Source organism: Stutzerimonas marianensis (assembly GCF_022810315.1).
Lineage (GTDB): Bacteria > Pseudomonadota > Gammaproteobacteria > Pseudomonadales > Pseudomonadaceae > Stutzerimonas > Stutzerimonas marianensis.
In genome coordinates this window covers 581394-599485 of sequence record NZ_JALGRD010000001.1, presented here as the reverse complement: position 1 = coordinate 599485, position 18092 = coordinate 581394, and the positions used below count along the sequence as shown (strand labels likewise).

Annotated in this window: 15 protein-coding genes; 11 read left to right on the top strand and 4 right to left on the bottom strand. The window is 64.2% G+C overall.

The genetic code is table 11. From position 1 onward, the window contains the following. Positions 1-23: 23 nt before the first annotated feature. Complete coding sequence (aguA, locus tag MST27_RS02595; RefSeq protein ID WP_243604440.1) at positions 24-1121, bottom strand: agmatine deiminase; 1098 nt, start codon at positions 1119-1121, stop codon at positions 24-26. A gap of 339 nt (positions 1122-1460) precedes the next feature. On the opposite strand from aguA, the gene MST27_RS02590 reads away from it, so the two are divergent. Next, entirely contained in the window at positions 1461-4016 is a 2556-nt protein-coding gene (locus tag MST27_RS02590; RefSeq protein WP_243604439.1) for an HWE histidine kinase domain-containing protein, read from the top strand. Between the two features lie 43 nt (positions 4017-4059). Here MST27_RS02590 and MST27_RS02585 read toward each other — a convergent pair whose 3' ends face one another. Further along, complete coding sequence (locus tag MST27_RS02585; protein ID WP_243604438.1) at positions 4060-5436, bottom strand: glutamine synthetase family protein; 1377 nt, start codon at positions 5434-5436, stop codon at positions 4060-4062. A 251-nt stretch (positions 5437-5687) separates the two neighbouring features. On the opposite strand from MST27_RS02585, the gene MST27_RS02580 reads away from it, so the two are divergent. From MST27_RS02580 to MST27_RS02545, 8 genes are all read left to right on the top strand, one after another. Beyond that, on the top strand, positions 5688-6434 hold the full coding sequence (locus MST27_RS02580; protein WP_243604437.1) for a gamma-glutamyl-gamma-aminobutyrate hydrolase family protein: 747 nt from the start codon (positions 5688-5690) through the stop codon (positions 6432-6434). Positions 6435-6477: 43 nt separating this feature from the next. Beyond that, positions 6478-7836, top strand: a complete 1359-nt coding sequence (locus MST27_RS02575; protein ID WP_243604436.1) for a glutamine synthetase family protein — start codon at positions 6478-6480, stop codon at positions 7834-7836. A gap of 78 nt (positions 7837-7914) precedes the next feature. Further along, complete coding sequence (locus MST27_RS02570) at positions 7915-9273, top strand: aspartate aminotransferase family protein (protein ID WP_243604435.1); 1359 nt, start codon at positions 7915-7917, stop codon at positions 9271-9273. Between the two features lie 262 nt (positions 9274-9535). Beyond that, the gene (locus tag MST27_RS02565) at positions 9536-10633 is read left to right on the top strand and encodes a polyamine ABC transporter substrate-binding protein (protein WP_243604434.1); all 1098 of its coding nucleotides are present in this window, start codon (positions 9536-9538) and stop codon (positions 10631-10633) included. A 242-nt stretch (positions 10634-10875) separates the two neighbouring features. Next, complete coding sequence (locus tag MST27_RS02560; RefSeq protein ID WP_243604433.1) at positions 10876-11961, top strand: polyamine ABC transporter substrate-binding protein; 1086 nt, start codon at positions 10876-10878, stop codon at positions 11959-11961. Positions 11962-12061: 100 nt separating this feature from the next. Next, on the top strand, positions 12062-13213 hold the full coding sequence (potA, locus tag MST27_RS02555; protein ID WP_243604432.1) for a polyamine ABC transporter ATP-binding protein: 1152 nt from the start codon (positions 12062-12064) through the stop codon (positions 13211-13213). After that, positions 13210-14106 carry an ABC transporter permease subunit gene (locus MST27_RS02550; protein WP_243604431.1) on the top strand — a complete coding sequence of 299 codons (897 nt, stop codon included), beginning with the start codon at positions 13210-13212 and terminating at the stop codon, positions 14104-14106. The genes potA and MST27_RS02550 overlap by 4 nt, the downstream gene beginning before the upstream one ends. Beyond that, the gene (locus MST27_RS02545; RefSeq protein WP_243604430.1) at positions 14103-14996 is read left to right on the top strand and encodes an ABC transporter permease subunit; all 894 of its coding nucleotides are present in this window, start codon (positions 14103-14105) and stop codon (positions 14994-14996) included. Before MST27_RS02550 ends, MST27_RS02545 begins: the two co-directional genes overlap by 4 nt. 8 nt (positions 14997-15004) lie before the next feature. On the opposite strand, the gene MST27_RS02540 is transcribed toward MST27_RS02545, so the two are convergent. Then, the gene (locus MST27_RS02540; protein WP_243604429.1) at positions 15005-15586 is read right to left on the bottom strand and encodes a DUF6436 domain-containing protein; all 582 of its coding nucleotides are present in this window, start codon (positions 15584-15586) and stop codon (positions 15005-15007) included. An 83-nt stretch (positions 15587-15669) separates the two neighbouring features. On the opposite strand from MST27_RS02540, the gene bipL reads away from it, so the two are divergent. Further along, positions 15670-16608 (top strand): phospholipase BipL, encoded by a 939-nt coding sequence (bipL, locus tag MST27_RS02535; protein ID WP_243604428.1) that lies wholly within the window; start codon positions 15670-15672, stop codon positions 16606-16608. 3 nt (positions 16609-16611) lie between these two features. On the opposite strand, the gene MST27_RS02530 is transcribed toward bipL, so the two are convergent. Next, positions 16612-17376, bottom strand: coding sequence for a hypothetical protein (locus MST27_RS02530; protein WP_243604427.1), 765 nt, complete (start codon positions 17374-17376; stop codon positions 16612-16614). A 107-nt stretch (positions 17377-17483) separates the two neighbouring features. Between MST27_RS02530 and MST27_RS02525 the strand changes: the two genes are divergently transcribed. Continuing rightward, entirely contained in the window at positions 17484-18092 is a 609-nt protein-coding gene (locus tag MST27_RS02525; protein WP_243604426.1) for a 2OG-Fe(II) oxygenase, read from the top strand.

Sequence of the window (18092 nt, the reverse complement as noted above, 5' to 3'; positions counted from 1 at the left end):
CACGGGCCGTGGCGGCGGTCGGGTCAGGCCTGTGGCTGCTGCTGCGTGATGCAGTGAATGTTGCCGCCGCCCAGCAGAATCTCCCGACCCGGCACCATGACCACCCGATGTTCGGGAAATACCTCGGCGAGGATGCGCTCGGCCTCGGCGTCCAGCGGGTCGCCGAACGCGGGCGCGATGATGCCGCCATTGACGATGAGGAAGTTCACGTAGCTGCCGGCCAGTCGGATCGACGGGTCGCGCGGCTGGCTGCCGTCCAGCGCAACGACACCGGCGCACTCCGCTTCGGTGGCATGCAGCGGACCGGGGATCGGCATCTTGTGCACGGTGATCGCGCGGCCCTTCGCATCACGGGCCTGCGCCAGCACCGCCATGGCCGCCTGGCAGCGTTCGAAGTTGGGGTCGGTCGGGTCGTCGGTCCAGGCCAGCAGCACTTCGCCAGGGCGCACGAAGCAGCAGAAGTTGTCGACGTGGCCGTCGGTCTCGTCGTTGAACAGGCCGTGCGGCAGCCAGATGACCTTGTCGATGGACAGGTGATCACGCAAGACCGCCTCGATCGCTTCGCGCGACAGGTGCGGGTTGCGGTTGCGATTGAGCAGGCATTCTTCGGTGGTGATCAGGGTGCCTTCACCGTCCACGTGAATGGAGCCGCCCTCGAGCACGAAACCCTCGGTGCGGTAGCGATCGCAGCGCTCGATCTCTAGAATCTTCTGCGCCACTTCATCGTCGCGCTGCCAGTCGGCGTAAAGACCGCCGTCGAGCCCGCCCCAGGCGTTGAACGTCCAGTCCACGCCGCGCAGCCCGCCGTGGCCGTCGATGACGAAGGTTGGACCGGTGTCGCGCACCCAGGCATCGTCGGTGCTCATTTCCACCACACGGATGCGCGCATCGGCCAGCGCGGCGCGGGCGGTGTGGAACTGTTCGGGCATGGCGCAGACGGTCACCGGCTCGAAACGCGCGATGGCGGTGGCCACGGCAGCAAAAGCGGCCTGGGCCGGCGCACCGTTGTCACGCCAGTTGTCGGGGCGCTGCGGCCAGACCATCCACGTCTGACTGTGCGGTGCCCATTCGGCGGGCATGTGGTAACCGTCTTGGCGAGGCGTGGAGGTCAGGGTGGTCATTGAGGATCCTATGGTTGCAAGGTGGTGTGGTTACGCCGGCCCACCGGGGCAGTTGCGGGAACTGAAGGCGTCCACGGCTTGGGGGCCGGCTCGGCGAGCGCCGCCCAGGTGCCGTATTGGAAGCCATGACGGTGTGGGACGCAATCATCCGCTGGTCAGCGGGGCCAGCCGCCATTCTGTTGAGTCATGCACGCCGGGACCTGAGCCATTCGGGCCCGAGCGATTACCGCCTCGCCGGGTGTGGTATGCACGCTTTCGTGAGCATATCGCCGCTACGCTGGTCGGATGTCATGAGCCGTTCGACGAAACAGGTTCCAAAGCCGCAGGAGAAGCGTTGCGTTGACTGATACGACACCCTCTGACGCCACTCTGGATTGTGCCCAAGAGCCGATCCATCTACCGGGGGCCATCCAGCCGCACGGCGTGTTGCTGGGCTGCACCTTGCCCGACTGGTCCATCGCGCATGTCTCGGCGAATTGCCAGGCATTCTTCAGCGGCGTCGAGCCGGCGTCGCTGCTGGGGCAGCCGCTCGATCGTGTGTTGCCGCTCGAGACCGTCCACGCGGTGCGCAACCAGTTGCAGACGGCCATGCTCGCCGGTACGGCAGAGCGCCTGGATTGCCTGGCTCTGGACGTCGGGGCGCAGCGATATGACCTGACGGTGCACATGGCCGACGGACTTGCAGTGATCGAGGCGACGCCAGCGGTGCAGGGCTCGGGCGCGAACGGGGTCAGCCTGTTGCGCGGCCTGGCGGGGCGCCTGCGCCGTGCGCCAACGGTCGCGCGATTGCTGACGCTCGCCGCGCAACAGATGCGGGCGGTGACCGGCTACGACCGGGTGATGATCTATCGGTTTCTGCATGACGATTCAGGTGAGGTCGTGGCCGAGGCCGTACGGCCGGGTACCGAGTCCTATCTCGGTCTGCGTTACCCCGCCACCGACATTCCCGCACAGGCGCGCACGCTCTACCGTCGCCAGCCCCTGCGCCTCATCCCTGACGTCGATTACCAGCCGGTGCCGGTGCTGCCGGGGCGCGGCCCGGACGGACTGCCGCTCGACCTGGGCCTGGCGGCGCTGCGCAGCGTATCGCCCGTTCACATCCAATACCTGCGCAACATGGGGGTCCGGGCGACGTTGACGGTCAGCCTGATGAAGGGCGATCGCCTGTGGGGCTTGATCGCCTGCCACCATGGCGAGCCCCATTACCTCAGCGGCGCGCTGTGCTCGGCGGCCGAGCTGTTCGGTCAGATGCTGTCGTTGCAGATCGACGCGCGCGAACAGCAGCACGAGCAGCAGCGACTGTCCCTGGCGCAGGATGCACACGATCAGTTGCTGGCGGCCATGTCCCCGCGAGACACCGTCTTCGAAGATCTGGATCGCTATGCCGACATGCTCAACAGCATGATCGCCTGCGATGGCATGGCGGTCTGGTCCAACGGAGCGCTCAGCGGGCGCGGCATGCTGCCGCCCGAGGACGCCATCGCCGAGCTGATCGCCTTTCTCGAGCGGATGCCGGCCGACCGTATTTACGCCACGTCGTCGCTTTCCGAACATTTCGCCGCCGCGGGCCGGTTTGCCGAATGTGCCAGCGGGGTGCTGGCGATCCCCATCTCGCGAGTGGCGCAGGATTACCTCCTGTTCTTCCGCCGCGAGCTGATCCAGACGGTGAGCTGGGGCGGCAATCCTGACAAGGCGACCCAGAGGGACCCGGCGACCGGCAAGCTGCATCCGCGTAGCAGCTTCGAGGCATGGCGCGAGACGGTCCGGGGCCACGCCCAGCCGTGGACGACCAGCGAGCGGCGGGTCGCCGAAACGCTCCGGGTGGCCCTGCTCGAGGTGGTGCTGCGACGCTCCGAGCTGATCGCCACCGAACGTCAACGCGCCCAGGACAGCCAGTCCCTGCTGATCGCCGAACTCAATCACCGGGTAAAGAACGTACTCAGCCTGGTGCTGGCAACGACCCGTCAAAGCGCCCAGCAGGCGACTTCGGTCGAGGCGTTCACCGAGGAGGTCGAGCGGCGCATCCAGGCGCTGGCCAGTGCCCACGACCAGATCAACGCACCCAGCGGTACCTCGACGCATCTCCGCGCGCTGCTAGAGTCCGAAGCGCGCGCCTGGTGCCGCGAGGACGAGCCGGACGAGCGCGTGCAACTGACGGGCGATGCGGTGCTGCTCGATGTACGCGCCTATCAGACGCTCGCGCTGGTGTTCCACGAAATGATGACCAATGCGGCGAAGTACGGTGCGCTCAGCGTGCCGGGCGGGCAACTGGCCGTGACCTGGCGGCTGGTCGAGGGGCGCGGGTTGGAGATCGAATGGAACGAGAGCGGCGGACCGATCGTTCAGGCTCCGACGCGCCGAGGCTTCGGCAGCATCGTGACCGAGCGCACCATCGCTTTCGAACTGCAAGGCGAGGCGCGCGTGGAATTCAGGCCCGAGGGCCTGTTCGCGTTCTTCATGGTTCCGGCCGAGCACGTCTCGCCGAGCGCGGACCAACCGCGGCGGGCCGACGCGGCGAAGCGGACAACCAGCTCCATAGCCGGCCTGCGCCTGCTTCTGGTCGAGGACAGCATGATGATTGCCCTGGATGCCCAGACCATGCTGGAGGATGCGGGTGTGCAGGTCGAGATCGCCGGCTCGCTGGACGATGCGCGTCGTGCCCTGCGGCTCGATCGGTTCGATCTGGTGGTGCTCGACGTCAATCTGGCTGGCGAAACCAGCCTGGGCATCGCCGCCGAACTCGAGGCCGAGCAGCGTCCGTTCCTCTTCGCCACCGGCTATGGCGCTCGCACAGCCATCCCCGAACGCTTCGATCAGGTGCCGGTGGTGACCAAGCCCTACAACCTGAGTGCGCTTGCCTACGCCATGGGCCAGTTACCCGGCGTGCCGCGGTAGGGGCGACGGGCGCACCGCCACGTGCGCCCGCGCAACCGTCCGCTCAGACGGTATGCAGGTACCAGTTGTATTCCAGGTCGGAAATCGAGTGCTCGAACTCGGCCAGCTCGCTTTCCTTGCAGGCGACGAAGATGTCGATGTAGTCGGGGTTGATGTAGCGGGCCATGATCTCGCTGTCATCGAGTTCACGCAGGGCGTCGCGCAGGTTGGTCGGCAGGCTTTGCTCGACCTGCTCGTAAGAGTTGCCCTCGATCGGCTGATCGGGCTCGATCTTGTTGGTCAGGCCGTGGTGAACCCCGGCGAGCACGCCGGCCAGCAGCAGGTACGGATTGGCGTCGGCACCGGCCACGCGATGCTCGATGCGCACCGCATCGGGACTGTCGGTCGGGACGCGCAGCGCCACGGTGCGGTTGTCCAGCCCCCAGCACGGTGCGTTCGGCACGTAGAACTGCGCGCCGAAGCGCCGGTAGGAATTGACGTTGGGGCAGAGAAAGGCCATCGAGGCCGCCATGGTCTGCTGAATGCCGCCAATGGCGTGGCGCAGCGTGTCGCTTTCCAACGGGTTGTCGGTGGCGAAAATATTGTTGCCATTCTTGTCCAGCAGCGAGATGTGCACGTGCAGCCCGTTGCCGGCCTGGCCCGGATAGGGCTTGGCCATGAAGGTGCTGTCCATCTCGTGGTCGTAGGCGATGTTCTTGATCAGTCGCTTGAGCAGCACGGCGTAGTCGCACGCCTTGATCGGATCGGCGACGTGGTGAAGGTTGACTTCGAACTGCGCCGGGGCGCTTTCCTTGACGATGGCATCGGCGGGTATGCCCTGCTCCTTGGCGCCTTCGAGGATGTCCTGCAGGCAGTCGACGTACTCGTCGAGGTCATCGATCAGGTAGACCTGGGTGGAGTGCGGGCGCTTGCCCGAGATCGGTGAGCGCGGCGGTTGCGGGCGGCCGTTCACGTTCTCCTGGTCGATCAGGTAGAACTCCAGCTCGAACGCGGCGCAGATGGTCAGGCCCAGCTCGTCGAACTTGCTGACCACCTGGCGCAGCACTTCGCGGGGGTCGGCGAAAAACGGTGAGCCGTCGCGCTCGTGCATGGTCATCAGCAGCTGAGCGGTGGGGCGTTTCTGCCAGGGTTCGTTACTCAGGGTGTTGGGGATCGGGAAGCAGGTCCGGTCGGAATCGCCGATGTCCATGCCCAGCCCGGTGCTCTCGACGGTGATGCCATTGATGTCCAGGGCGAACAGCGAGGCGGGGAGGTTGATGCCTTTCTCATACACCTTGTGCAGGCTGCCGCGCTCGATGCGCTTGCCTCGGACGACGCCGTTCATGTCTGCAATCAGCAGGTCGACGTACTGGACCTCCGGGTGTTCCTTGAGAAACGCGTTCGCTTCGTTGAGCTGAACGGCACGCGGCGGGGGAAGCATGATGAAGCACCTTAATTGTTAAAAATTTCAATCATCAAACGGCTCGTCTTGGAGTCAATCGAAAAGCCTTGTCGCTGTCAATAGCGCCCGGAAGTGCCCTGTGAAGGCCCGCAATGGGCGTTTTTGGGGCAATTGGCCTGCATCCGATCAATCGAATAGGCTGCTTTGCGACACGCCAATGCTTGGCTATTGTCTATAAAAATGAACAAGACTACTCTCCGACGAGCCCTAACCGGAAAGACGAGTATCCCATGCCTCGCGTGCCATTGATCGGCGTTTCGGCCTGTACCAGGCAGATCGGCCACCACAGTTTCCACATTGCCGGGGATAAGTACCTGCGTGCTGCCGCCATTGCCGGCATGCCGCTGGTGATTCCGGCCCTGGGTGAGCTGATCGATCCCGATGCCCTACTCGATAGCGTAGACGGTCTGCTTTTCACCGGCTCGCCGTCGAATGTCGAGCCCCATCATTACGGTGGCCCGGCCAGTGCCGAGGGCACGCCGCACGACCCTTCCCGTGACCGCCTCACGCTGCCCTTGATTCGTGCAGCGGTGGACGCCGGCGTGCCTGTATTCGGCGTCTGCCGTGGTTTCCAGGAAATGAACGTGGCCTTCGGTGGCAGCCTGCACCAGAAGGTCCATGAAGTCGGCCGGTATGCTGATCATCGCGAGCGTGCCGACGATCCGGTGGAGGTGCAGTATGGGCTCAGCCATCCGCTGCACGTTCAGCCCGGTGGCCTGCTCGAGCAGCTCGGGCTGCCCCGGACCATCGAGGTCAACTCGGTGCATGGTCAGGGCGTCGAGCGGCTCGGCCAGGGGCTGCGCATCGAGGCGCTGGCACCGGACGGGTTGATCGAGGCGTTTTCCGTCGAGGGCGCACGCAGTTTCGCCCTGGGCGTGCAATGGCATCCTGAATGGAAGGTGCATGAGCACCCGTACTACCTGGCCTTGTTCGAGGGCTTTGCCCGCGCCTGCCGGGAACGCGCAGGACGGCGCTGAGCGCAGCCGGCACGGCGCTCGTAACATCAATTCTGAGGTCGATATGTCCAGCAAGCTTGACCAGCTCACCGGCTGGCTGAAAGAACGCAAGATCACCGAGGTGGAATGCCTGATTAGCGACCTGACCGGCATCGCCCGCGGCAAGATTTCCCCGACCAACAAGTTCCTCGACGAAAAAGGCATGCGGCTGCCCGAAAGCGTGCTGCTGCAGACGGTGACGGGTGACTACGTCGAGGACGACATCTATTACGAATTGCTCGACCCGGCGGACATCGACATGTTCTGCCGCCCCGATGCCGATGCCGTGTTCCTGGTGCCCTGGGCCATCGAGCCCACCGCCCAGGTGATCCACGACACCTACGACAAGATGGGCAACCCCATCGAGATCTCGCCGCGCAACATCCTCAAGCGCGTACTGAAGATGTACGCCGACAAAGGCTGGCAGCCGATCGTCGCGCCGGAAATGGAGTTCTACCTGACCAAGCGCTGCGAGGACCCGGATCTGCCGTTCCAGCCGCCGATCGGCCGCTCCGGGCGCCAGGAGACGGGCCGGCAGTCGTTTTCCATCGACGCGGCGAACGAGTTCGACCCGCTGTTCGAAGACATGTACGACTGGTGCGAGGCGCAGGGGCTGGACCTGGACACCCTGATTCACGAGGAAGGCACCGCGCAGATGGAAATCAACTTCCGTCACGGCGAAGCGCTGCACCTGGCCGATCAGATCCTCGTGTTCAAGCGCACCATGCGCGAGGCGGCGCTCAAGCACAACGTCGCCGCCACGTTCATGGCCAAGCCCATGACCGGCGAACCGGGCAGCGCCATGCACCTGCACCAGAGCGTGGTGGACCTCGAAACCGGGCGCAACATCTTCTCCAGCCCGGACGGCTCCATGAGCCAGCTGTTCCTGCACCATGTCGGCGGGCTGCAAAAGTACATCCCCGAGCTACTGCCGATGTTCGCACCGAACGTCAATTCGTTCCGCCGCTTCCTGCCCGATACCTCGGCGCCCGTGAACGTGGAATGGGGCGAGGAGAACCGCACCGTGGGGCTGCGGGTGCCGGATTCCGATCCGCAGAACCGTCGGGTCGAGAACCGGCTGGCCGGCGCCGATGCCAATCCCTACCTGGCGATCGCCGCGAGCCTGCTGTGCGGCTACATCGGCATGGTCGAGGAGCTCAACCCGAGCCCCCAAGTGCGCGGCCGTGGCTATGAGCGCCGCAACCTGCGCCTGCCGCTGACCCTTGAAACCGCCTTGGAGCGCATGGAGAACTGCCGCGAGCTGCGCAAGTACCTGAGCCCGAAGTTCATCACCGGTTATATCGCGGTCAAGCGCGCCGAGCAGGAGAACTACAACCGGGTGATCAGCTCCTGGGAGCGCGAATTCCTGATGTTGTCGGTCTAAACGCAGCTGCAAGCCGGAAGCCGAAGGCTGGCAAGAGGCTCCGGCGTCTGGCTCCAAAAACTTTCAAAGAGGTGATTGATGAGCGATTCGCAAACCCTGCAGTGGCAAGCCCTGAGCCGTGACCATCACCTGCCGCCGTTCACCGACTACAAGGCGCTGAACGCCAAGGGGACGCGGATCATCACCCGGGGCGAGGGCGTCTATCTGTGGGACAGCGAGGGTCATCGGATCCTCGATGCCATGGCCGGGCTCTGGTGCGTCAACCTGGGGTACGGTCGTGAGGAGCTGGTCGAGGCCGCGACGAAGCAGATGCGCGAACTGCCTTACTACAACCTCTTCTTCCAGACCGCACACCCTCCGGCGCTGGCCTTGGCCAAGGCCATCGCCGAGATCGCACCCGAGGGCATGAACCACGTGTTCTTCACCGGCTCCGGCTCGGAGGCGAACGACACCGTGCTGCGCATGGTGCGCCATTACTGGGCGATCAAGGGTCAGCCGCAGAAAAAGGTGGTGATCGGCCGTTGGAATGGCTACCACGGGTCCACCGTTGCGGGTGCCAGCCTGGGCGGCATGAAGGCGATGCACGAGCAGGGCGACGGCCCGATCCCGGGGATCGAGCATATCGACCAGCCCTACTGGTTCGGTGAAGGCGGCGACATGGACCCGGACGAATTCGGCGTGCGTGTCGCCGAGCAGCTGGAGCAGAAGATTCTCGAAGTCGGTGAAGACAGGGTCGCGGCCTTCATCGCCGAGCCGATCCAGGGCGCCGGCGGCGTCATCATTCCGCCGGACAGCTACTGGCCGAAGATTCGCGAGATCCTGGCGCGCTACGACATTCTCTTCGTCGCCGACGAGGTGATCTGCGGCTTCGGGCGCACTGGCGAGTGGTTCGGCAGCGACTACTACGGCAACGCGCCGGACTTGATGCCAATCGCCAAGGGACTGACCTCCGGCTACCTGCCGATGGGCGGCGTGGTGGTGCGCGACGAAGTGGTGCACACGCTCAACGAAGGCGGCGAGTTCTACCACGGTTTTACCTATTCAGGGCACCCCGTCGCCGCCGCGGTAGCGCTGGAGAACATCCGCATCATGCGCGACGAAAAGATCGTCGAGCGCGTGAAGACGAAGACGGCACCCTATTTGCAGTCTCGCTGGCGTGAGCTGGTCGAGCACCCGCTGGTGGGCGAGGCGCGTGGTGTCGGCATGCTCGGTGCGCTGGAGCTGGTGAAGAACAAGAAAACCCGCGAGCGCTTCGCCGGGTCAGGCGTCGGCATGCTCTGCCGCGAGCATTGCTTCCGTAATGGCCTGGTGATGCGCGCGGTGGGGGACACCATGATCATTTCGCCGCCGCTGGTGATCGACGAGGCGCAGATCGACGAGCTGATCGGTAAAGTCAGGCTGTGCCTCGACGCCACGGCGAAGGACGTTCATGGATGAAGGGTGGGGCCATGCCGCGCGAGCGGATGGCGCGGTGCCGGCAATGCCAACGAGTCCGCTGCAAAGCGCGTCCGGCCTGTTGAAAAAAAGCCACCGAACTTGCCAGACTGCGCGCGTGTTCTGGCCTGACTTACCGAGGGGTGTGTCGATGCCGGCACAGCCGCACTAGTAATCCAGGCGCAACGGGAATTGGCGAGCGAGCCGGGCCCTGCGTGTCCTGTCCCTAGCCCCGATACAAATGATCACAACAGGAGCTGCACGGATGAAACCCTTTGCCAAGACGCTACTCGCATTGACGCTGGCCGGCGCGGTCGCCGGCGCTGCACAGGCCGAAGACAAGGTACTGCACGTTTTCAACTGGTCCGACTACATCGCCGAAGACACCCTGGATAACTTCACCAAGGAAACCGGCATCAAGGTCGTCTACGACGTGTTCGACAGCAACGAGGTGCTGGAGGCCAAGCTGCTGGCCGGCAGCTCCGGCTACGACGTCGTGGTCCCGTCCAACCCCTTCCTGGCCAAGCAGATCAAGGCCGGCGTATTCCAGAAGCTCGACAAGAGCAAGCTGCCGAACTGGGAAAACCTCGACCAGGACCTGCTCAAGGCACTGGAGCCGAGCGACCCGAGCAACCAGTACGCCGTGCCGTACATGTGGGGCACCATCGGCATCGGCTACAACCCGGAAAAGGTCAAGGCGGCACTGGGCGAGGACGCGCCGGTCGACTCCTGGGATCTGGTATTCAAGCCCGAGAACATGGAGAAGCTGAAGGCATGCGGCGTGTCCTTCCTCGATTCGCCGACCGAGATTCTGCCCGCCGCGCTGCATTACCTGGGCTACGAGCCGGACAGCAACAAGAGCGACGAGCTGAAGAAGGCTGAGGAGCTGTTCATGCAGATCCGCCCGAACGTCGCCTACTTCCATTCCTCGAAGTACATCTCGGACCTGGCCAACGGCAACGTCTGTGTCGCCATCGGCTATTCCGGTGACATCTACCAGGCCAAGGCGCGCGCCGAAGAGGCCGGTGGCCAGGTCAAGGTCAGCTACAACATTCCGAAGGAAGGCGCCGGTACCTTCTTCGACATGCTGGCCATCCCGGCCGATGCGAAGAACGTCGAAAACGCCCATGTCTTCCTCAACTACCTGATGAAGCCCGACGTCATGGCCTCCATCACCAACTACGTACAGTTCCCCAACGGCAACGCCAAGGCCACGCCGCTGGTCGATGAGGCGATTCGTACCGACCCGGGCATCTATCCGAGCCAGGAAGTGCTGAAGAAGCTGTACACCTTCCCGGATCTGGAACCGAAGACCCAGCGCGCCATGACTCGCAGCTGGACCAAGATCAAGTCGGGGCGTTGATGGACCCCGTTCGGCCAGGCCGGCAGGCCTGGCCGGAGCGCAGGGCCACCGGCCCTGCGGTGTTCCAGATAGCCCGGCACGGCGCTCGCCGTCCGGGCCAAACAGGGCTACAGGCGGTACTTCCCAGGTACGGGCGCATCGGCAGTTGCGTTCTGCCAGTTGATTTTTAGAGGTTTTTCAAATAAACAGCCCGCCTTTCGCCTTGCTGAGCGCCTGGCGGCTGTCACAAAGAGGACCATTCCATGCGCACGACACTGAAGTCGCTCATCGTCGCCGTTGCCGTCAGTGGTGCCGTTTCGGCCCAGGCTGCCTCCGTACACATCTACAACTGGTCGGACTATATCGGCGAAACGACGCTGGAAGAATTCGAGAAGGAGACGGGCATCAAGCCGGTCTACGATGTCTTCGATTCCAACGAGACGCTTGAAGGCAAACTGCTCGCCGGCCGGACAGGCTACGACGTGGTGGTGCCGTCCAACCATTTCCTTGGCAAGCAGATCAAGGCCGGTGCCTTCCAGAAACTGGACAGGTCCAAGCTGCCGAACTGGGAAAATCTCGACCCATCGCTGCTCAAGCAGCTCGAGAAGAACGACCCGGGTAACGCCTACGCCGCGCCCTATCTGTGGGGCACCAATGGCATCGGCTATAACGTCGAACAGGTCACGACCGCGCTGGGCATCGAAAAGGTCGATTCCTGGGCGGTGATCTTCGAGCCCGAAAACGCCAAGAAGCTGGCCGGCTGCGGCATCGCTCTGCTCGACTCGGCCGACGAAATGATCCCGGCAATGCTCAACTACCTCGGGCTCGACCCCAACAGCGAGAACCCGGACGATTACGCCAAGGCCGAAGCCAAATTGCTGGAGATTCGCCCGTACGTGCGTTATTTCCACTCGTCCAAGTACGTTTCCGACCTGGCCAATGGCAATATCTGCATCGCCGCCGGGTTCTCCGGTGACGTCTTCCAGGCCGCCGCGCGGGCTGACGAGGCCGGCAAGGGCATCGACATCGCCTATTCGATTCCGAAAGAGGGCGGCAACCTCTGGTTCGACATGCTGGCCATCCCGGCCGATGCGCAGAACGTCGAGCAGGCCCACACCTTCATCAACTATCTGCTCAAGCCCGAGGTGATCGCGTCGGTGAGTGACTATGTCGGCTATGCCAACCCCAACGTGAAGGCGGATGCGTTGATGGACCAGGAAGTGCGCAACGACCCGGCGGTCTACCCACCGCAAGCGGTGCTCGATCGCCTTTACGTGTCGGCCGAGCTGCCACCGAAGGTGATGCGCCTGATGACCCGTACCTGGACCAAGGTCAAGTCCGGCCAGTGACGATACCGGGTGCCTCGGGTGGGCTATCCGCCCTCCGCGGCGCCTGCACACAGATTTCCTCCGGCAGTGCCGGGTTCATTTTTCATTCGGGAGTTCTCGCATGGCCGTAGCCTCCAGCGCCTACAAAAAGGCCCTCACCGGTGAGAGCCAGAACAAGCAGGTGCTGCTGAAGATCGATCGCGTCACCAAGAAGTTCGATGAAACGGTGGCGGTCGATGACGTCTCGCTGAGCATCCATCAGGGCGAAATCTTCGCGCTGCTGGGTGGGTCCGGCTCGGGCAAGTCCACCCTGCTGCGTATTTTGGCCGGCTTCGAGCGGCCCACAGAGGGTCGCATCTTCCTCGACGGCCAGGACATCACCGACATGCCGCCCTACGAGCGGCCGATCAACATGATGTTTCAGTCCTATGCGCTGTTCCCGCACATGACGGTGGAACAGAACATCGCCTTCGGCCTCAAGCAGGACGGCCTGCCAAAGGACGAGATCAAGGCGCGGGTCGACGAAATGCTCGGCCTGGTGCAGATGACCCAGTACGCCAAGCGCAAGCCGCATCAGCTCTCCGGCGGCCAGCGTCAGCGCGTGGCCCTGGCCCGTTCTCTGGCGAAAAGGCCCAAGCTGCTGCTGCTCGACGAGCCAATGGGCGCGCTGGACAAGAAGCTGCGCTCGCAGATGCAGCTGGAGCTGGTGCAGATCATCGAGCGCGTCGGCGTGACTTGCGTAATGGTGACCCACGACCAGGAAGAGGCCATGACCATGGCCGAGCGCATCGCCATCATGCACCTGGGCTGGATCGCCCAGGTTGGCAGCCCGATGGACATCTACGAGACCCCGGCGAGCCGCCTGGTCTGCGAGTTCATCGGCAACGTCAACCTGTTCGAGGGTGAGCTGGTCGAGGACATGGGCGATCACGCGATCATCGCCTGCCCGACGCTGGAGAACCCGATCTATGTCGGCCACGGCATCAGTACCCGCGCACAGGACAAGCACATCACCTATGCGCTGCGCCCGGAGAAGCTGTTGATCGCCTCCCAGTTACCGGAACTGGAGCGGCCCGGCTACAACTGGGCGAAGGGCATCGTGCATGACATCGCCTATCTGGGCGGGCACTCGGTGTATTACGTGAAGCTGCCGTCCGGTGGCGTGTTGCAGGCCTTCATGGCCAACGCCGAGCGCCACGTCAAACTGCCGACCTGGGAGGAAGAAGTGTTCGTCTACTGGTGGGATGACAGCGGCGTGGTGCTGCAAGCATGAGGCGCTCGCCCCTGAATGCCGGACGTCGCCTGGTCATCGGCGTGCCCTTCCTGTGGCTGGCGCTGTTCTTCCTGGCGCCGTTCGCCATCGTGCTGAAGATCAGCTTTTCCGAAGCCGACGTGGCGATCCCGCCTTACACCGATATCTTCGCCTATGCCGACCAGCAGCTTCAGGTGCTGATCAATCTGGGTAACTACATCTTCCTCAGCGAAGACGACCTCTACTGGGCCGCCTATGCCGGATCGCTGCGGATCGCCTTTTTCAGCACCTTGTTGTGCCTGCTGATCGGTTATCCGATGGCCTACGCCATCGCCCGCGCTCGCAAGGACGTGCAGACCGTGTTGCTGCTGCTGGTGATGATGCCGACCTGGACCGCCATCCTGATCCGTGTCTACGCCTGGATGGGCATCCTCAGCAGCAACGGCATCCTCAACGGGCTGCTGCAGGGGCTGGGGTTGATCGACGCGCCGCTGCAGATCCTCAACACCGATCTCGCGGTGTACATCGGCGTGGTCTATTCCTACCTGCCGTTCATGATCCTGCCGCTGTACGCCAACCTGGTGAAGCACGACTTCAGCCTGCTCGAGGCGGCATCCGACCTCGGTGCGAGCAACCTCAGCGCGTTCTGGAAAATCACCGTGCCGCTGTCGAAGAACGGCATCATCGCCGGTTGCATGCTGGTGTTCATTCCGGTGGTCGGCGAGTTCGTCATTCCCGAACTGCTTGGCGGGCCGGAAACGCTGATGATCGGCAAGGTGCTGTGGCAGGAGTTCTTCAACAACCGCGACTGGCCGGTGGCCTCCGCCCTGGCGGTGGTGATGCTGGCGATCCTGCTGGTGCCGATCATTTTGTTCAACCGCAACCAGAGCAAGGAACTGGAGGGCAAGCTATGAAGCGCTACAGCTTTTCCAACCTGATCCTGGTGCTCGGGTTGCTGTTCATCTACCTGCCTATGGTGCTGTTGGTCATCTACTCGTTCAACGCCTCGCGGCTGGTGACGGTATGGGGCGGTTGGTCGGTCAAGTGGTACGTCGGCCTGCTGGACAACAGTCAGCTCATGGGCGCGGTGATGCGCTCGCTGGAGATCGCCGCCTACACCGCCGTCGCGGCGGTGGCGCTGGGCACCATGGCCGCCTTCGTGCTGACCCGTATCCCGGTGTTCCGGGGTCGAACGCTCTTCGGTGGGCTGGTCACCGCGCCGCTGGTGATGCCCGAGGTGATTACCGGCCTGTCGCTGTTGCTGCTGTTCGTGGCCATGGCACAGCTGATCGGCTGGCCGGCCCAGCGCGGTATCGTGACCATCTGGATTGCCCACACCACCTTCTGCTCGGCCTATGTGGCAGTGATCGTGATGGCTCGCCTGCGCGAGCTCGATCAGTCCATCGAGGAGGCGGCGATGGACCTGGGCGCACGCCCATGGAAGGTGTTCTTCCTGATCACCATGCCGATGATCGCGCCCTCGTTGGCCGCTGGCGGCATGCTGTCCTTCGCCCTGTCCCTGGACGATCTGGTGCTCGCGAGCTTCGTCTCCGGTCCCGGCTCGACCACCTTGCCGATGGAGATCTTCTCCGCCGTGCGGCTCGGAGTGAAGCCGGAAATCAACGCGGTCGCCAGCCTCATCCTGCTGGTCGTGTCACTGGCCACCTTCATCGCCTGGTACGTCGGGCGGCGCGCCGAGCAGCGTCGCCTGCGTGCCATGCGACAGGCGATGGATGAAACCACCGGCCAGGGCTGGCAGCCACTGGACAGCGCCGTCAGGACGCCCCCCTCCGCCCATAGCTGAGGGGCAGGCTACGGCTGATCGCGTTCCTGCCAGTCGCAGAAGCAGGCGACCGCCAGCGAATGGCTGGCGCGTACGCTTCGACCGGCGAGGACGGCTTCGATGATGGGTTCCACGAAGCTGTTGTCCGAGCTGCACACCGCGCCTTCGCTGTATGGGCCGAGATAGGCGAGCTCACCCTGCGGGTCCCAGATGCCGACCGCCGGGCTGGCGGGAAGCTGATCCGCACCGGGAAGGGCCGGTAATGGCTCGAGCGCTGAAAGCTGCGCGGGCAGGCGGCCTTCGGTGCCCGGCTTTTGCACTATATAGAACCTGACCTCCTTGCCGGCGTAGCGCGACAGCAACTCTGCGAGATGTTGCTGGTTGCCGACGTTGCACGGGCAGCCCGGATCCCAGAAATGCACGAAGCGCACGGGCCCCGGACCCCGCAAGGCGGGCGGTAAGCTCAGCGCGTCACCGGAGAACAGCTCGGCACGCTCGCCCTCGAAGGTCCGCAGGTAGCGCGCCTCGAACCATCTGAACGCCGCCAGCATGGCGCCACCCCAGACCAGGGCGATCAGGACGAGGATGACGAGTGTGCGTTTTCTGGACATGGGGTCTCTCTCGTTGGGGCCGCCAGCTTGCCATGGCCGGCCGCAGAGCTGAATATTCCGCCACGTTCAAGTCAGATACCGCCATGTCCCCCGTCATCGACCCCGATCTTCTGCGTGCCCGGCTCGCGCCCTTTGGCCGCTGCGCCGAGCTGCCTGTCGAAGCGGCCCACTACCAGGCCTTCTACGGCCTCGACCTGCCACATCGGCACCGGGTGAGGCGGCATCTCGGTCGGCTCGCCGTGCATGACTACCAGATCGTTGCCCAGGCCTGGTATCCGGAACGGCCCGTCGCGACCCTGTTGGTCCTGCACGGGTATTACGACCACATGGGGCTGTACCGGCACGTCGTCGACTGGGGCTTGCGGATGGATTTCGCCGTGCTCGCCTGCGATCTGCCGGGTCATGGGCTGTCCAGTGGCCCGCGGGCCAGCATCAACGAATTCGACGAGTACCAGGCCGTGCTGGAGGCGCTACTAGACGAGGCGAAGCGGCTCGACCTGCCGCGTCCCTGGCACCTGCTTGGGCAGAGCACCGGCGCGGCCATCGTCGTCGATCACCTGCTGCACTCGCCTCCGCGACCGGAGTTGGGGCGGGGCATCCTGCTGGCGCCGCTGGTGCGGCCCTGTGCCTGGCGCTGGTCGCGGCTTACCTACGAAGTGGTGCGCCGCTTTGCCACGCAGATCCCGCGACGCTTCAGTGACAATTCAGGCGATCCGGACTTTCTGGCGTTCATTCGTTCCAAGGACCCGCTGCAGCCGGACATCCTGCCCACTGCCTGGGTCGGGGCGCTGGCGCGCTGGATTCCGCGTATCGAGGGGGCCGGTCCCAGTGAGCACAGTCCGCTCATCGTGCAGGGCGAGGCCGACATGACGGTCGACTGGCAGCACAATCTGCCGGTGCTCGAGAGCAAGTTCGCCGCGCCGGAGATCCTGCGGCTGCCCAGTGCACGGCACCATCTGGCGAACGAGCGCGAGGAGCTGCGCCGCCGCTATTTCGACTTTCTCAGCGAACGGTTGCGCTGAGCCTCAGGCGCCATGCTGGGCCTGGAGCTCTTCGCCGCTCAGGCCAACGGCTAGGCCCGCGCGCAGCGCCTCAAGGGCGGCCTGGTAATACGCCTGGCCTGCGTCGGAGCGGGCGAACTCGACGAACTCTTCGAGCTCGGCGTCGGACAGGTTGCGATAGATGAACAGGAGCGTGTTATCCAGGTCGCTCTCGACCTGCTGCTGCATGCGTTCACGCTGGCTGTCGAGCAACCCCTGGGCCTGGTTGCCACCGAGCAGGCCCGGGATCATCTGACTGAGGCTGTCGGCAGCGACACCGGCCAGCGCCAGGCTGACTTCCGCGCCGGCCTCGGCGGCCGGCAGGGCCTGGGCCAGATGGCGAATGAGCAGTTGCCGGTTGCTACCGGCCTCTATCCGCGGAATGCCATTCTCATAGCGGGCCAGCTGCTCGCGGCGCCCGGCAAGGGTCTCGGCTGCAACGACCTTGTGGCCCAGCGGGGACTGGAAAAACGTCAGCGCCGGCTGCGGATCGTCCAGGTGCTGCCGCAGGGCCTGCTTGGCGCGGTGGTCAATGGCGTCGACGGCAAAGCGGCGGTTGCTGTTGGTTACCAGGGCCTGGTAGACCGCTGGCGGGAGGGTGTTCTTGTAGCGCTGCTGGGCCGCCAGTAGCGCGTCCTTGAAGTTGGCGCGTTGTTCGGTCCAGCCGGCGGTCTCGTAAAGTTCGTCATAGGTGTCGGCGAAGCTGTGAAAGCTCAAGGCCAGCAGTGCAATAGCGATAAGGGCGCGCATGGAAACTCCTGTCGGGCGGGCAGTTTATTTTCAGCGCGCCGACGGTTGCTGTCGAGGCGCGAAAGGGCTGCTGATAGACTCCTGACAGTCCCCCTGGAGTCTCTTCCTTGCAGTTCGATACCATCATTGACGACCTTGCCGAGCGTGGTTGGTCGTTGCAGCGTCGTTTCCTTACTAGCGATCTGACCCTCGATCTGGCGGCAGAGTGCCGCAGACGCGAGGCCCGGGGTGCGCTGGCGCCAGCCGGTATTGGTCGTGGCGAAGCCGTGGCGGTACGCGAGGGGATCCGTGGGGACCAAATCCAGTGGATTGAACCAGGCCAGTCGGCGCTCTGCGATGGCTATCTTGCGCAGATGGACGCCTTGCGTCAGGCGCTCAACCAGGCGTTGTTCCTCGGGCTCGAAGAATTCGAATGCCACTTCGCCCTTTACCCGCCGGGCGCCTTCTACCAGACCCATCTGGATCGTTTCCGCGACGACGACAGCCGCTGCGTCACCACCGTGCTCTACCTGAATCCGGATTGGCAGCCCGGCGATGGCGGCGAGTTGCGCATGCATTTCGCTGACGGTACCCAGCTCGACATTCCGCCGTTGGGGGGCGACCTGGTGGTATTCCTGTCTGGCGATTTTCCTCACGAGGTGCGGGTGACACACGCCGATCGCCTGTCGCTCACCGGCTGGTTCCGCCGACGCCCGGCCGACATTCTCAATCTGTAA

Coding starts and splice junctions, on each gene's coding strand:
- MST27_RS02585 (WP_243604438.1), bottom strand. CDS start 5,436: ATGCTTCCCCCGCCGCGTGCCGTTCAGCTCAACGAAGCGAACGCGTTT.
- MST27_RS02550 (WP_243604431.1), top strand. CDS start 13,210: ATGAGGCGCTCGCCCCTGAATGCCGGACGTCGCCTGGTCATCGGCGTG.
- MST27_RS02530 (WP_243604427.1), bottom strand. CDS start 17,376: ATGCGCGCCCTTATCGCTATTGCACTGCTGGCCTTGAGCTTTCACAGC.
- potA (WP_243604432.1), top strand. CDS start 12,062: ATGGCCGTAGCCTCCAGCGCCTACAAAAAGGCCCTCACCGGTGAGAGC.
- MST27_RS02580 (WP_243604437.1), top strand. CDS start 5,688: ATGCCTCGCGTGCCATTGATCGGCGTTTCGGCCTGTACCAGGCAGATC.
- bipL (WP_243604428.1), top strand. CDS start 15,670: ATGTCCCCCGTCATCGACCCCGATCTTCTGCGTGCCCGGCTCGCGCCC.
- MST27_RS02570 (WP_243604435.1), top strand. CDS start 7,915: ATGAGCGATTCGCAAACCCTGCAGTGGCAAGCCCTGAGCCGTGACCAT.
- MST27_RS02545 (WP_243604430.1), top strand. CDS start 14,103: ATGAAGCGCTACAGCTTTTCCAACCTGATCCTGGTGCTCGGGTTGCTG.
- MST27_RS02565 (WP_243604434.1), top strand. CDS start 9,536: ATGAAACCCTTTGCCAAGACGCTACTCGCATTGACGCTGGCCGGCGCG.
- MST27_RS02540 (WP_243604429.1), bottom strand. CDS start 15,586: ATGTCCAGAAAACGCACACTCGTCATCCTCGTCCTGATCGCCCTGGTC.
- MST27_RS02575 (WP_243604436.1), top strand. CDS start 6,478: ATGTCCAGCAAGCTTGACCAGCTCACCGGCTGGCTGAAAGAACGCAAG.
- aguA (WP_243604440.1), bottom strand. CDS start 1,121: ATGACCACCCTGACCTCCACGCCTCGCCAAGACGGTTACCACATGCCC.
- MST27_RS02560 (WP_243604433.1), top strand. CDS start 10,876: ATGCGCACGACACTGAAGTCGCTCATCGTCGCCGTTGCCGTCAGTGGT.